The 13,632-nt window shown below is 70.2% G+C and carries 12 protein-coding genes; 7 read left to right on the top strand and 5 right to left on the bottom strand.

Annotated elements, in window-relative coordinates:
- Positions 1–329: 329 nt before the first annotated feature.
- From ACFFQA_RS34075 to ACFFQA_RS34065, 3 genes are all read right to left on the bottom strand, one after another.
- The gene (locus ACFFQA_RS34075; RefSeq protein WP_377861245.1) at positions 330–893 is read right to left on the bottom strand and encodes a DUF4142 domain-containing protein; all 564 of its coding nucleotides are present in this window, start codon (positions 891–893) and stop codon (positions 330–332) included.
- A gap of 346 nt (positions 894–1,239) precedes the next feature.
- The gene (locus tag ACFFQA_RS34070; protein ID WP_377861243.1) at positions 1,240–2,466 is read right to left on the bottom strand and encodes a glycosyltransferase; all 1,227 of its coding nucleotides are present in this window, start codon (positions 2,464–2,466) and stop codon (positions 1,240–1,242) included.
- A gap of 247 nt (positions 2,467–2,713) precedes the next feature.
- On the bottom strand, positions 2,714–3,319 hold the full coding sequence (locus ACFFQA_RS34065) for a helix-turn-helix domain-containing protein (RefSeq protein ID WP_377861241.1): 606 nt from the start codon (positions 3,317–3,319) through the stop codon (positions 2,714–2,716).
- An 87-nt stretch (positions 3,320–3,406) separates the two neighbouring features.
- Here ACFFQA_RS34065 and ACFFQA_RS34060 point away from each other — a divergent pair, with 87 nt between their 5' ends.
- From ACFFQA_RS34060 to ACFFQA_RS34050, 3 genes are read left to right on the top strand one after another with little or no spacing between them, the layout of a single operon-like run.
- Entirely contained in the window at positions 3,407–4,033 is a 627-nt protein-coding gene (locus ACFFQA_RS34060) for a class I SAM-dependent methyltransferase (RefSeq protein WP_377861239.1), read from the top strand.
- A 42-nt stretch (positions 4,034–4,075) separates the two neighbouring features.
- On the top strand, positions 4,076–4,564 hold the full coding sequence (locus tag ACFFQA_RS34055) for a DinB family protein (RefSeq protein WP_377861237.1): 489 nt from the start codon (positions 4,076–4,078) through the stop codon (positions 4,562–4,564).
- Positions 4,565–4,592: 28 nt separating this feature from the next.
- Positions 4,593–5,603 carry an alpha/beta fold hydrolase gene (locus tag ACFFQA_RS34050; RefSeq protein WP_377861235.1) on the top strand — a complete coding sequence of 337 codons (1,011 nt, stop codon included), beginning with the start codon at positions 4,593–4,595 and terminating at the stop codon, positions 5,601–5,603.
- 40 nt (positions 5,604–5,643) lie between these two features.
- Here ACFFQA_RS34050 and ACFFQA_RS34045 read toward each other — a convergent pair whose 3' ends face one another.
- Positions 5,644–6,852, bottom strand: coding sequence for an AI-2E family transporter (locus ACFFQA_RS34045; RefSeq protein ID WP_377861233.1), 1,209 nt, complete (start codon positions 6,850–6,852; stop codon positions 5,644–5,646).
- A gap of 411 nt (positions 6,853–7,263) precedes the next feature.
- Between ACFFQA_RS34045 and ACFFQA_RS34040 the strand changes: the two genes are divergently transcribed.
- Positions 7,264–8,142, top strand: coding sequence for a PaaX family transcriptional regulator (locus ACFFQA_RS34040; RefSeq protein ID WP_377861231.1), 879 nt, complete (start codon positions 7,264–7,266; stop codon positions 8,140–8,142).
- On the opposite strand, the gene ACFFQA_RS34035 is transcribed toward ACFFQA_RS34040, so the two are convergent.
- The gene (locus ACFFQA_RS34035; protein WP_377861229.1) at positions 8,143–8,556 is read right to left on the bottom strand and encodes a RidA family protein; all 414 of its coding nucleotides are present in this window, start codon (positions 8,554–8,556) and stop codon (positions 8,143–8,145) included.
- A gap of 128 nt (positions 8,557–8,684) precedes the next feature.
- Between ACFFQA_RS34035 and ACFFQA_RS34030 the strand changes: the two genes are divergently transcribed.
- The 3 genes from ACFFQA_RS34030 (at position 8,685) to ACFFQA_RS34020 (ending at position 13,625) form a co-directional block, all read left to right on the top strand.
- Entirely contained in the window at positions 8,685–9,617 is a 933-nt protein-coding gene (locus ACFFQA_RS34030) for an acyl-CoA thioesterase (RefSeq protein ID WP_377861227.1), read from the top strand.
- 67 nt (positions 9,618–9,684) lie between these two features.
- Complete coding sequence (locus tag ACFFQA_RS34025; RefSeq protein WP_377861225.1) at positions 9,685–11,292, top strand: AMP-binding protein; 1,608 nt, start codon at positions 9,685–9,687, stop codon at positions 11,290–11,292.
- Positions 11,289–13,625, top strand: coding sequence for a bifunctional salicylyl-CoA 5-hydroxylase/oxidoreductase (locus ACFFQA_RS34020; protein WP_377861223.1), 2,337 nt, complete (start codon positions 11,289–11,291; stop codon positions 13,623–13,625). Before ACFFQA_RS34025 ends, ACFFQA_RS34020 begins: the two co-directional genes overlap by 4 nt.
- Positions 13,626–13,632 lie beyond the last annotated feature (7 nt).

Raw genomic sequence — 13,632 nt, 5'->3', positions numbered from 1 at the left:
GAACCCAAAGAACCGCGGGATGAGACCGCCGTAGGCGTTGCCCGAGGGGTGCATCCGCAGCGGCCTCGAACCTGTCGAAACTCAGTCAGCAACACGTCGTCGATGCGCGGAACAACCTCACAGTCGCCGCGATCGATCCCGCTCCCGGATCCGGATCTCGTTGGTAACCACGTGCTCAGCATCCCAGCTCGGCCGTGGACGAAAAGTCCACATTGGTCGTCCACTGTGGACCACAGGGGCGCAGCGTCGGAAGGCCTGGTGGGGACGAGTCATCCCCACCAGGCCCTCGTGGTCAACCGAGATCAGCCGTGTGCTGCCGAGTCACGGCATCAGCAGACGCGCAGCGCCCTGCGCACCTGCTTGAGGTGGTAGCGCACCTTGGGCAGACCGATCCGCGCCAGGTGCTTCACCTCCGCCGACTTGCCGCTGCGGATCTCCATCCGAAGGAAGGTCACCGCGTGCTGGTGAGCGATGGCCTGCAGCCGGAGCCACGCGCGGTCGAAGGTGATGCCAGACTTCTTCGCCAGGCTCCGGAGAACCACCCGCGCCTCACGGGGCAGGACGCGAGGCAGCAGCACCCGCTCTCGCTCCGCGACCATGCGCACCTCGCGGCCCATCTTCCGGAAGTCCCGCTCGATCTCGACACCGAGGCGTCGCACGGTGGAGCAGCGGCCCTTCCGCACCGCCAGCCTCCCCGCCGCGATCTGGAAGAGAGAGCCCTCGTGCCCCATCCGCAGGAACGCCTGGTCCATCCGGTTGCCCAGCACATCGGCCTGCGGCTGGGTCACGGCCGACGCCGGGCCACCGGCCACGGACGCGGTCGTCGCCTCGGCAACGGTGGCTCCGGTCAGCGCGAGAGCGCCGGACAGCCCGGCCGCTACCAGAAAGCGCATTGGCTTCATGGTTCTTCCCCTGTCGTGATTGGTCTTCATGCCTGTGTGGACACCCATACGCATCCGACGACCAGGGCCCGGTCGCTCCACGTAGAGCGGGTGATCGCTCACGAAGACGGCGTGGTGGCGCGGAAACGTCCACTCGATCACGCATACGCCAGTCGGCATCCGCGAGTACTGATGCCAGGACGTCGGCGTCACAAGGAATACGTGCCAGTCGGGAGAGATCTGTCGGATCTCCGAGCAAGATCACACAAATGGATCACTGCCGGGGCACGGCGGCTCGCCCCCGGTCTCATCCACAGTGGATGGTGAACCGACATCGAGCCGCCGTGTTCTCGCATGGTTACGGGTGGTTCTCCCCACCGACCGCGTCGAGGAGCAGTTTCGCGGCCACCGTCGCCCCGTCGCCTCGGACCTCGCTGGCCACAGCCCCGGCTCGCGCTCGGATCTCGGGCGTCAAGGCCGTTGTGAGCGCGGCGGACAGGGAGTCGACGGTCGGCGTCCGGCCGTCGTGTGCCACACCGATGCCCAGCTCGGCCACTCGGGCGGCCCAGTACGGCTGGTCCGCGATCTGGGGCACGATCACCTGGGGCGCGCCGGCCCGAGCGGCGGTCGTGGTGGTGCCCGCGCCGCCGTGGTGCACGACGGCGGCCACCCTGCGGAACAGTGCCTGCTGGTTGACCTCGCCGACGACGAAGCAGTCGTCGCCGTCGTCGACCGGGGTCAGCCCAGCCCAGCCGCGGGCGAGCAGGACCCGGTGGCCCTGGGCGCGGACCGCCTCGATGGCCACTCGGGCGACGTCCTTCGGGGCGTGCGCGGCCATGCTGCCGAAGCCCACGTACACCGGTGGCGCGCCAGCGTTCAGGAACGCCTCCAGCTCGTCCGAGAGGGGGCGGTCGTCGGGCAGGATCCACGCCCCGGTCTGCACGACGTCGAGTTCCGTCATGCCTTCCGACGGGCACAGCGTCGCGTCCGCCGCCAGCCAAGGCTGGTCGGTGAAGACGTGGTCGCGGACGTTGTCCACCGGCGGAAGGCCGATCGCCGCCCGATGGCTGTTGAGCGCCGGGCCGTACAAGGCGTTCACCCGCTGGGCGTCCTGCTCCCACAGCACCCGCATGTCGGTCTCCTCCTGCGGGGACGGCGTTCCCGGGCGTCTCCCCGGAGGGAAGTGCCGCGACGGCAGTCCCATGATGTGGAAGCACGCCAACACGTAGCGGATGCCCAGCTTCTCGGCCACGTCCCGTGCGCCCGCCGGCATCAGGCCGGTCGCCACCAACGCGTCACAGCCCTCGGCCGCCGCGGTGAGCGTGTCGAACCGCGCGGCGACCAGCTGGGGAGCGAGCCGGAACGCGTCTTCAGCGGTCGGTGGCTTCGGGTTGGCGACCACCGAGTGCACCGATGGACCCAGCGGGATCAGCGGCACACCGACACGCGCCAGCAGCTTCGCGAAATCCTCGTCCGGCGGCGCGCACACCCGCGCCTCCGCGCCGAGCTCCCGCAACGCCACCGCGAGCCCCACCAGCGGTTCGACGTCCCCGCGCGATCCCCACGTCGTCAACAGCACACGCACTTCGCGACTCCCATTTCCGCAGGTTCTGGCTTCAGGGCGGTGATTCTGAGGTACTACCGGGGCCTTGCCGCAAGCCCCCCGGTCCGCTATACGTTGAAGTGGGAGGAAGTGGGGTCTCCTCCACTCCGCAGTTCCGCGTCCATTCTGGACGGACAGCCTCCTCGGCATGACAGGACCTGACGAGCAGGCCGAGGTGGGGATTCCGTTGTCGGTCAACGGTTTTCAGTGAGCCCGCTTCCCGCTGAGCTCACCGTCGGCGTCCGTCGTGAGACGGCCGATGAGGCTCGGCGTGGATGTGCGCGCGCATCCCTTGCGGGTCGAACAGGATGAGCAGCTCGACCACGCCGCCGTCTGCGCTGCCCAGCCAGTGCGGCGAGGACGTGTCGAACTCCGCAGCCTCGCCGGGCGGCAGTGTCAGGTCGCGCTCGCCGACGATGAGCCGCAAGTGCCCGTTGAGCACGTACAGCCATTCGAAGCCGTCGTGGGTCTGCGGGGTCGGTTCGAGCGGTTCGGGCTGGGCGGGAATGATCATTTTGAACGCCTGCACCCCGCCCGGCCGCCTGGACAGCGGCACGAAGGTCATCCCGAACCTCCGGATCGGCGTGAGGTGGATGCGGGGGTCGCCGGTGCGCGGGGCGCCGACGAGGTCGTCGAGCGGAACGTTGTAGGTGCGGGCCAGCGGCAGCAGCAGTTCCAGGGTCGCGCGGCGCTGCCCGCTCTCCAGGCGGGACAGGGTGCTTTCCGACACGCCGGTCGTCGTCGCGAGGTCGGCGAGGGTGATGCCGCGGTGCCTGCGCAGCGCGCGAAGGCGCGGTCCTACCTCGTCGAGCACCTCGTTCGTTTCGCGGTCCATCCGCCCATCTTGCCAAAACCGCAAGTTTCCGTGCCATTTCGCCGCGCGCCTGGCGAGACTGGGCGCACACCGACGGAAGGAGTCCTGATGAACGCCACCGAGGCGGACACGTTCTGGGACGGCGTGTACGCGACGCGGCCGGCGGCCAGCGCCCCACGGCCGAACGCCCGGCTCACCGAGATCGTCACCGGCCTGCCGCCCGGCGATGCCCTGGACCTCGGATGCGGCGACGGCGGCGACGCGCTGTGGCTTGTCGGCCAGGGGTGGAACGTCACCGCCGCCGACATCTCGGCCGTGGCGGTCGAACGGCTCGCCGCCCTCGCCGGCTCACACGGCCTCGGCGACCGGGTCACCGCCGTGCGGCACGACCTGGGCGGGGCTTTCCCGCAGGGCGAGTTCGACCTGATCTGCGCCCACTACCTGCACACCCCCTTCGACCTGGACAGGGCAGCGGTCCTGCGCTCGGCCGCGCACGCGTTGCGCCCGGGCGGGCGGCTGCTGGTCGTCGACCACGGCTCGGCCGCGCCGTGGTCGTGGAACCAGGACCCCGACGCCCGCTACCCGAGCCCGCGCGAGGTCGCCGCCGACATCGACCTGGACCCCGCGACGTGGACGGTCGAACGCGCCGACACACCCCGCAGGACCGCGACCGGACCAGGCGGGCAGTCCGCCGAGGTCATCGACCACGTCCTGGTCATCCGCCGGACCACCTGACCCGCAGCGGCCAGCGCCGCTGGACACTGGAAGGAGACCGCCGTGCCCGCCACCACGCGCCGCGACAGCCCACCACCCCGGACCGGAAGCAGCGAGACCGAGGTCCTGCGCGGATTCCTCGACTACCTCCGCGCCTCGATCGCCGCCAAGGTCGACGGCGCACCCGAACCCCAGGCCCGGACAGCCGCGGTGCCGTCCGGCACGAACCTGCTCGGCCTGCTCAACCACCTGACCTCCGTCGAGCGTTCGATCTTCCTCGGGGACGACGTCACCGACTGGCAGGCGACGTTCCAGGCCGCGGCGGCGGACAGCGTCGCCGAGGTCGTCGCCCGCTACCGGGAGACGGTCGAGCGCGCGAACGACGTGCTCGACGGCTGCACCGACCTCGCGGCACCGGTTCCTCGACCACGACCGGGACGCCCCGCTCCCAGCGTCCGCTGGGCACTCACCCACATGATCGAGGAGACCGGCAGGCACGCAGGCCACGCCGACATCCTCCGCGAGCTGATCGACGGCGCGACCGGCCGCTGACCCCACAACCCCGCGAGGACAGGACCGCATGACCACCTCAACCCGCTTCCACCGACCCACTCGCACGGTGGCGGCCCTCACGATCGCCCTCCTGCTCACAATCGGCACCGCGGCCTGCTCCACGCCGACCGCCGACGTTGCTCCTCACACCGTCGCCACCCAGAACGACCCGGCGTTCCAGGGCACCTTCCGGCACGAGTTCGCCGACGTCGACGGTGTCCGCATGCACTACGTGACCGGCGGCAGCGGTCCACCGGTGGTGCTGATCCACGGCTGGCCCCAGACCTGGTACGGCTGGTGGCCGATCATGCCCGCCCTCGCCGAGAGCCACACCGTCTACGCGGTCGACCTCCCCGGGCTGGGCGACAGCACCGGCTCACCGACCGGCTACGACAAAGCCACCCTGGCGCGGTACGTGCACACGCTGATCGCAGGCAGGCTCAAGGTCCGCGACGCCGCCGTCGTCGGGCACGACCTCGGCGCCGCCGTGGCGTTCCAGTACGCCAGCCAGTTCCCCGACGACACCGCCCGCCTCGGCTACCTCGACCTGCCGCTGCCCGGGCCCGCGATCGACGCGGCCACGTACCGATCGCTGAGCTGGCACATCGCCTTCCACTCCCAGCGGAAGGTCCCCGAGGCGATCGTGGGCGACGACGTCCGCGAGTACCTGGCGCTGTTCTACCCCCAGGTCTCGTTCGGCGGAACAGCGTTCGGTGGCACCTCGGACCGGTCCCCGTTCACCGACAGCGAGATCACCGAGTACGCGCGGACCTACAGCCGACCCGAGGTCCTGGCGGGCGGCTTCGAGCTCTACCGCGCCCTCGACGAGGACGTCCGCGACACCCTGGCAGCGGCACCGGTCCGTGTCCCGACCCTGCTCTTGACCGCCCAGGGGCAGCTCAACGCGATCCGAGCCACAGTGGCCCCGCGTGCGACCACCATCGTGCGGGCGCTGGACGTGCCGAACGCCGGACACTGGCTCGTCGAGGAGAACCCCCAGTTCGTCACCGCGGAGCTGGTGCGGTTCCTCGACGGATGACCACGCGGCCGTGGGAGGTGTTCACGGCGGGATGACCTGCTCAGGAGCGGTCGAGGCGGGGGAAGGTGACCTCGCGCAGGACGAGCAGGATCGCGGCGGCGACGGGGATGGCGACCAGGGCGCCGACGACACCGAGCAGGGCACCGCCCAGCAGCACGGCGACGATGGTGACCAGGGCGGGGACGTCCACCACCCTGCCGATGATGCGCGGGACGAGCAGGTAGTCCTCGGCCACCCGGTAGGCGATCATGAACCCGATGGTGGCCAGCCCGACCGGGACGGACACGGTGAAGGCCACCAGGCAGACGATGACCGCGCCGAGGGTGGAGCCGACGACGGGGATCAGGTCGAGCAGGGCGAAGGCGATGGCCAGCAGCAACGCGTAGGGCACGTCGAAGATCATCAGCCAGACGAGCGCCGCGGTGCCCGCGATGAGCGAGATGGCGAGGTTGCCCAGCATGTAGCCGCCGACCTTGGCGAAGATCTCGTCGCCGAGCAGGATCGCCCGCGGCCTGCGGGAGTGCGGCACCAGCCGGTAGAGCCCCTGCCGGATGCGCGGCAGGTCGGCGAGGAAGTAGATGACGAGCACCGCGGCGACGAGGGTGTCGCCCACCGCCCCGAACACCGCCCGGCCGACGCCGAGCGCGCCCTCCACCAGGGTGTGCGACTGGTTCCCCAGCAGGCGCTGGACCTCCTGGTCGAGGTGGAACCGCTCGACCAGCCGACCGAGCCAGGAGCCGGGGTCCCACAGGCCGCGCAGCGTGCCGGGCAGCCAGTGGCCCAGGGACCTGGCCTGGTCGACGACGACCGGGATCGCGACCGCGAGGAACCCGCCCACCAGGCCCACCAGGGCCAGCAGGACGGCGGTGACGGCCGCCCAGCGGGGCAGGCGGCGCGCGGCCAACCAGGACACCGCCGGTTCCAGTCCGACGGCGATGAACAGCGCCAGCCCGATCAGCAGCAGCATGTGCCTGGCCTCGACCACGCCCTGGGCCAGCACGTAGGTGACCCCGACACCGGCGGCGCCGAACAGGCCGACCAGGAACGGGGTCCGGCGGTTGAGCGGTGTGCCGAGCTCGCCGAGCGGTCGCCGCGGGCTGCTGATCTCCGAGGCCGTCGCCTCGGCCTCGGAGATCGGTCCTTCCTCCCGCTCGCGATGGGGCTGGCCGACCAGGTGGTGGTGGCCGGGCTCGCCCCGGGAGTGCCTGCCCCGGTCGCGATGTTCCGAGGAGGAGTCTTCCGCGCCCATACCGGATGCCCTTTCCGCGTGAACCCTGGCCTGGCTGCTTGCCTACCCGCTGGAGCGACGCCCACACCACGCACTGGACGCCAGCGCGACCACCCACCGAACCGGACTGTCCACTGTGGAGTGTCTTCGCCCACTGCGAGCGGGCTTCACCGCGCCCGGCCAGCACGCTCGGGAACCGGATTTCCGTTGCACAGCAGCCCTGTCCGGAACCCACGGCGGCGGAGCACGAAGAGCACTCGACCTTCTCGTGGGTGACCGCCACCGGGACCGGTTGAGAACAGGGCGCCCGCCGTACCGCAATGTGACTGGTGCGATGGGGTTTTTCACGTTTTGTCACCCTGTCCGGGAAAGGGCGGTCGCCAGAGCGCAAGCCCATGATCACGACCGAGATCGCTGACGTATGGTGCTGTCATGACCGCAGAGCCCCAGTCACCCGCTGGCCTCGCGGGTGGCCGGGACAGCCGCTTCGCGCAGCTGATCATCACGATCTTCGGCCTGTACGCGCGGGCCGAGGGCAACTGGCTCTCCGTCGCCGCCGTGGTGGCGCTGATGGCGGACCTGGGGATCGAGAGCCAGCCCGCGCGCTCCTCGATCTCCCGCCTGAAGCGACGCGGGGTGCTCGACAGCCGACGCCTCGCGGGCATCGCGGGCTACGCGCTCTCCGCCCCGACCCTGGAGGTCCTCGCCGAGGGTGACGTCCGGATCTTCGAGCGCACCCGCGCGACGGAGCGGGACGGATGGGTCCTGGTGGTGTTCTCCGTTCCCGAGTCCGAGCGGGAGAAGCGGCACGCCCTGCGGGCCAGCCTCATCCGCCTGGGGTTCGGCACGACGGCGCCGGGCGTGTGGATCGCTCCGGAGAACCTGGCGCGGGAAGCGCGGGACACCCTGCAGCGCAGGGAGTTGTCCGAGTACGTGGACATCTTCACCGGCCAGCACTTCGCCTTCGACGACGTGCGCTCGAAGGTGCGCGCGTGGTGGGACCTGGACGAGCTGACCCAGCTGTACGCGGACTTCCTGCGGCGCTACGAACCCGTGCGGCACCGGGTGTCGGCCGACGGCACGACTCCGCGGGAGGCGTTCCAGATCTACGTCCCGATGCTCACCCGCTGGCGGCAGCTCCCCTACCGCGACCCGGGGCTCCCCCTGTCGTTGCTGCCGGCCGACTGGAACGGGGTCACCGCGGGCGACCTCTTCGCCGACCTGAACGCGACCTTGGCTCCGCTGGCCCAGATGCACGCCATGAAGGTCCTCCACGGGAAACGCGCCAACGGCGATCCAACACAGCCGTAGCTACGGCACGCGGAGCCGGTGTTCGGGGATCACGGCCACCCCGAGGATCTCGATCACCGCATCGGGCTGCCACAGCGCGGTGCACCCGATCCCGGCCATCGCCGGGTAGACGGGACCGGCCAGCTCGCGCCAGACCCGGCCGATCTCCTTGCCGTGCGCCTGGTAGTCGGGGATGTCGGTGAGGTAGATGGTCACGCTGACGAGGTCCTCGGGCTCGCCCCCCACCTCTCGAAGCGTGGTCAGCACGTTGCCGAACGCCTGGCGGAACTGCTCGACGACGCCACCGGGAACGATGCGCATGTCGGCGTCGAGCGCGGTCTGCCCACCGAGGTGAAGCGTGTTCCCCACAAGGGTTCCGTGCGAGTAGCCGCGCGGGGCCGGAAGCGCGCGCGGGTTCACGGCGATCGGTGACATGCGGCCTCCAGCCGAGCCGGACGGGCGCCTCGCGACCCGTTCTTATTGACTTTATCTGACGGGCGTGAACAATGCGATATAGCTGTGAGGCTGGTCCTGATCACTCACGACCGGAACGGAGCGACCTCGTGGAGCCCGACCTCAGCACGTACCGTCCCGACGGCGGCGCGGATCCCACCTCGGCGGTGTTCACCGCGGCTGTCACGCTGACGCCCGCGGAGCCCGAGCGCTTCGACCTCGCCTTCACCGCGACCACCCAGCCCTGCCCCTGGCCCAAGGCCTACGGCGGCGACCTGGTGGCCCAGGCAGCGGCGGCGGCCATGCGGTCGGTGACCGACGGCAAGACCTTGCACTCGATGCACAGCTACTTCCTCCGGCCCGCGGACATCGGCGCGCAGGTGCGCTACGAGGTCGAACTGCTGCGCAACGGACGCGGCTACAGCACCAGGCAGGTGCGCGGCTACCAGAACGGCAAGCCGGTCTACGTCTGCCTGGCCAACTTCGCCGCCGGAGAGCCCGGAGCGACCTTCCTGACCGCGTTCACCGACGACGTCCCCGGTCCCGAGGAACTGCCCAGCTCCGCGACGTATCTCGCCGACCGCAGCGGCGGCTCGATGACGGAGACGTCGAAGGCGTACTGGGCCGGGGGCCGCAGTTTCGACATGCGCCACGTTCCCGGCCCGGTCTACCTCACCGTCGAAGGCAAGCGAGCACCGCACCAGGCGGTGTGGGTGAAGCCGTTCGACGCGCTGCGCCCCGTCGAGGGGCTCAGTGACGCTCAGCGGGACCTGGCCGCGCTCGCCTACGTCTGCGACTACACGATCCTCGAACCCGTCCTGCGGGTGCTCGGCCTGCCCTGGGCCAAGCCCGGTCTGGTCACCGCCAGTCTCGACCACGCCATGTGGTTCCACCGTCCGGAGCCGGTCGGCGACTGGCTCCTCTACGTCCAGGACGCGGTCGCCGCCGACTCCGGCCGTGGCATGTGCGCCGGGAGCTTCTTCACCCGCGATCACCGCCACCTGGCCACTGTCGTCCAAGAGGGAATGATCCGCGTCTGCTGACCACCCGCCCCGGTGCCCGGCGGCTCCCGGAAGGACTCCTCCGTTGCCCCTTTCACCCTCAGCGCACGTGGACACCTTCGCCAGAGACCACTTACCCCCCGAACACCTGTGGCCCACCATCGAGTTCACCACGCCCGAACTGCGCTACCCGGACCGGCTCAACGCGGCGACCGAGCTCATCGACGTCGCTGCCTCGACCTTCGGTGCGGACTGGCCGGCTCTACGCACACCGGGCGGCGAGTCCTGGTCCTACGGCCTGTTGCGCACACGGGCGAACCAGGTCGCTCAGGTGCTGACCGAGGACCTCGGCCTGGTCGCGGGACAGCGCGTGATGCTGCGCTCCCCCAACACGCCGTGGACGGTGGCGGCCTGGCTCGGCGTGCTCAAGGCGGGCGGTGTCGTCGTGACGACGATGGCCGCGCTGCGCGCTCGCGAGATCATTCCCGTCGCCGAGCGGACACTGCCGTCGATAGCGCTGGTCGATTCCCGCTTCTCCCAAGAGGTCTACGCCGTCCGGGACTCGACGCTGCCGGCGCTGACTGTCGTGGAGCACAACGATCTCATCGGCCGCGCCACTGCGAAGTCCGGTGCGTTCACCGATGTGGAGACCGCAGCGGACGACGTGGCACTGCTCGGCCCGACCTCCGGCAGCACCGGTGTCCCGAAGATCACGATGCACTTCCACCGCGACATCCTCTCCATCGACACCACCTTCGGCCGTCCGGTGTTGCGGCTGGCACCCGACGACCTGGTGGCCTGCTCCGCGCCGTTCGCCTTCACCTTCGGTCTCGGCATGCTCATCGTCTTCCCGCTGCGGGCCGGTGCCTGCGCCCTGCTGACCGAGAGGACAACGCCACGGCAGCTCGCGGACATCGTCAGCGCGGAGGGCGTCACCGCGCTGGCCACCGCGCCAACGGCGTACAAGGCGATCCTGCGCGAGAAGCAGGAACACAAGCTCGCGGGCCTGCGAGTCGCGGTGTCGGCCGGTGAGCACATCCCCAGGCACACGTGGGAGCAGTTCCGGGACCGGCTCGGCATCAGGATCATCGACGGCATCGGCGCCACCGAGCTGCTGCACATCTTCATCTCCGCCGCCGGTGACGACATCCGGCCCGGCGCGACCGGGAAACCGGTGCCGGGGTACCGGGCCGCCGTTCTCGGGCCCGACGGCACCGAGCTCGGACCGGGCGAGGCGGGGCGGCTCGGCGTCATCGGCCCCGTCGGCTGCCGCTACCTCGACGACGAGCGCCAGGAGGACTACGTCGTCAACGGCTGGAACGTCACCGGGGACGTGTTCGTCAGGGACGACGACGGCTACTTCTTCTTCCAGGCACGCACCGACGGCATGATCGTCTCCTCGGGCTACAACATCGGCGGACCCGAGGTCGAGGCTGCCGTCGAGACGCATCCGGACGTGTTGGAGGTTGCGGTCGTCGGCCGCACCGACCCGGAGCGCGGTTCGGTGGTGTGCGCCTTCGTCGTGCTTCGCGAAGGAGTACTGGCGGACGCCGCGAAGGCCAAGGAAATCCAGGACCACGTCAAGCGGATCCTGGCCCCCTACAAGTACCCGCGCCACGTGTGGTTCCGCGACTCCTTGCCGCGCAACGCCAACGGCAAGGTCCAGCACTTCGCGCTGCGCGAGATCGCCGAGGACGAGCGGGAGGCAGGTCGTTGAGGATCGCGATCGTCGGCGGTGGCCCCGGCGGGCTCTACTTCGCCGCGCTGACAAAGCAACTCGACCCGGCACACGAGATCACCGTGTGGGAACGCAACGCGCCCGACGACACCTTCGGCTTCGGCGTGGTGTTCTCCGACGAGACGCTCGGTGGCATCGAGAACGCCGACACGGTGTTCGCCGAGGCCATGGCCAGCCGGTTCGCGCGGTGGACGGACATCGACATCCACTTCCGGGGAGAGACCCACACCGTGGGCGGCCAGGGTTTCGCCGCGATGAGCCGCAAAGAGCTGCTCCACCTGTTGCAGGAACGCTGCCACGCCCTCGGCGTCACCGTGCACTTCTCGACGCTCGCCCCGGACGTCGACGACCTCCGCCGCTCCCACGACCTCGTGGTCGGCGCCGACGGGCTCAACTCCCAGATCCGCGCCGCCCACGAAGACGTCTTCCGTCCAACACTGGACCGTCGGCACAACAAGTACACGTGGCTCGGCACGGACCGCGTGTTCGAAGCCTTCCAGTTCTTCATCAAGCAGACACCGTGGGGAATCGTGCAGGCCCACGCCTACCCCTACTCCGACAGCGGCTCCACGTTCATCGTCGAGATGCACGAGGACGTCTGGTGCCGCGCCGGTTTCGACACCACCGGAACCGCCGAGCAGTCCATCCACCGAATCCGCGAGCTCTTCGCCGACGACCTCGCGGGACATCGCTTGTACGCCAACAACTCCAAGTGGATCAACTTCACCACCGTGCGAAACGAGCGGTGGCGCGACGGGAACCTCGTCCTCGTGGGCGATGCCGCGCACACCGCGCACTTCTCGATCGGCTCCGGGACGAAGCTGGCTATGGAGGACTCGCTCGCCCTCGCGGCGTGCCTGCACGAGCACCCGGACATCGAGTCGGCGTTGTGCGCCTACGAGGCCGAGCGGCGCCCGGTCGTCGAGTCGACCCAGCGCGCGGCTCAAGCCTCCCTGGAGTGGTTCGAGAACATCGGCATGTACGTCCGCCAGGAACCGACCCAGTTCTGCTTCAACCTGCTCACGCGGTCACGTCGCATCACCTCCACGAACCTCCGTGCCCGCGATGCCGAGTTCGCCGACCGCGTCGACTCAGCGTTCGCCGGGTCCCAGGGCCTCGGCGAGGTCGCGCCTGCGATGTTCCAGCCCTTCCGACTCGGCCGGATGGCGTTGAAGAACCGGGTCATCGTGTCCGCGATGGACATGTACTCCGCCGTGGAGGGCGTGCCGGGCGACTTCCACCTGGTCCATCTCGGCTCCAAGGCCATGGGCGGCGCCGCGCTGGTGATGACCGAGATGGTCTGCGTCTCCCCCGAAGCTCGCATCACCCCCGGCTGCACGGGACTGTGGACCGACGAGCAGCGCGACTCCTGGGCGAGGATCGTGTCCTTCGTCCACGAGCGGAGCTCCGCGCGGATCGGGCTCCAGCTCGGACACGCGGGACGGAAGGGCTCGACCCGGCTCATGTGGGAGGGCATGGACGATCCCCTGCCCGAGGGCAACTGGGAGGTCGTCGGCCCGTCGCCGGTTCCCTACGGGTCCGGTTCGGCGGTCCCCCGCGAAGTCACCCGTGCCGACATGGACCGGATCGTCGCCGACTTCGTCGGCGCGGCGCGGCGGGGCGCCGACGCCGGTTTCGACCTCCTCGAACTGCATTGCGCGCACGGGTACCTGTTGTCGTCGTTCCTCTCGCCGATCGCGAACCGGCGCACCGACGAGTTCGGCGGGCCGCTGGGGAACCGGCTCCGGTTTCCACTCGAAGTGTTCGACGGGGTGCGCGCCACCTGGCCCGAGGACCGGCCGATGATCGTGCGCATCTCAGCGACCGACTGGGCCCCGGACGGCAACACCGAGCACGATGCCGTGGAGATCGCACGCGCGTTCATCGACCACGGAGCGGACGCGATCGACGTCTCCTCGGGGCAGGTCACCAAGGACGAGCGCCCGGCGTACGGGCGCTCCTACCAGACGCCGTTCGCCGACCGGATCCGCCACGAGGTCGCGGCGGCCCGCGGTGCGGCGGTGATCGCCGTCGGCGCGATCGCCTCCTACGACGACGTGAACTCCATCCTGCTCGCGGGCCGGGCCGATCTGTGCGCGCTCGGCCGGACGCACCTCTACGATCCACAGTGGACATTGCACGCGGCGGCCGAGCAGGAGTACCGAGGCCCGGCGGCGGACTGGCCGTCGCAGTTCCAGGCGGGCAGACGCCGGCCCCCGGCCTCGCGGACCGACGCGGTGCGCCCCCGGCTGTCGCTGGCGCGGCCCGACGACGACCAGCAGGTCCACGTGCGCTGGAAACCGTCGCGGTAGTCCGGTG

Source organism: Allokutzneria oryzae (assembly GCF_042429765.1).
Lineage (GTDB): Bacteria > Actinomycetota > Actinomycetes > Mycobacteriales > Pseudonocardiaceae > Allokutzneria > Allokutzneria oryzae.
The sequence above is the reverse complement of the archived record's forward strand: the minus strand, read 5'-3'. Positions and strand labels throughout refer to the sequence as shown.

Excerpts from the sequence above, each read along its gene's own strand:
- ACFFQA_RS34035 (WP_377861229.1), bottom strand. The coding sequence starts at position 8,556 with ATGTCACCGATCGCCGTGAACCCGCGCGCGCTTCCGGCCCCGCGCGGC.
- ACFFQA_RS34065 (WP_377861241.1), bottom strand. The coding sequence starts at position 3,319 with ATGGACCGCGAAACGAACGAGGTGCTCGACGAGGTAGGACCGCGCCTT.
- ACFFQA_RS34050 (WP_377861235.1), top strand. The coding sequence starts at position 4,593 with ATGACCACCTCAACCCGCTTCCACCGACCCACTCGCACGGTGGCGGCC.
- ACFFQA_RS34075 (WP_377861245.1), bottom strand. The coding sequence starts at position 893 with ATGCGCTTTCTGGTAGCGGCCGGGCTGTCCGGCGCTCTCGCGCTGACC.
- ACFFQA_RS34060 (WP_377861239.1), top strand. The coding sequence starts at position 3,407 with ATGAACGCCACCGAGGCGGACACGTTCTGGGACGGCGTGTACGCGACG.
- ACFFQA_RS34045 (WP_377861233.1), bottom strand. The coding sequence starts at position 6,852 with ATGGGCGCGGAAGACTCCTCCTCGGAACATCGCGACCGGGGCAGGCAC.
- ACFFQA_RS34040 (WP_377861231.1), top strand. The coding sequence starts at position 7,264 with ATGACCGCAGAGCCCCAGTCACCCGCTGGCCTCGCGGGTGGCCGGGAC.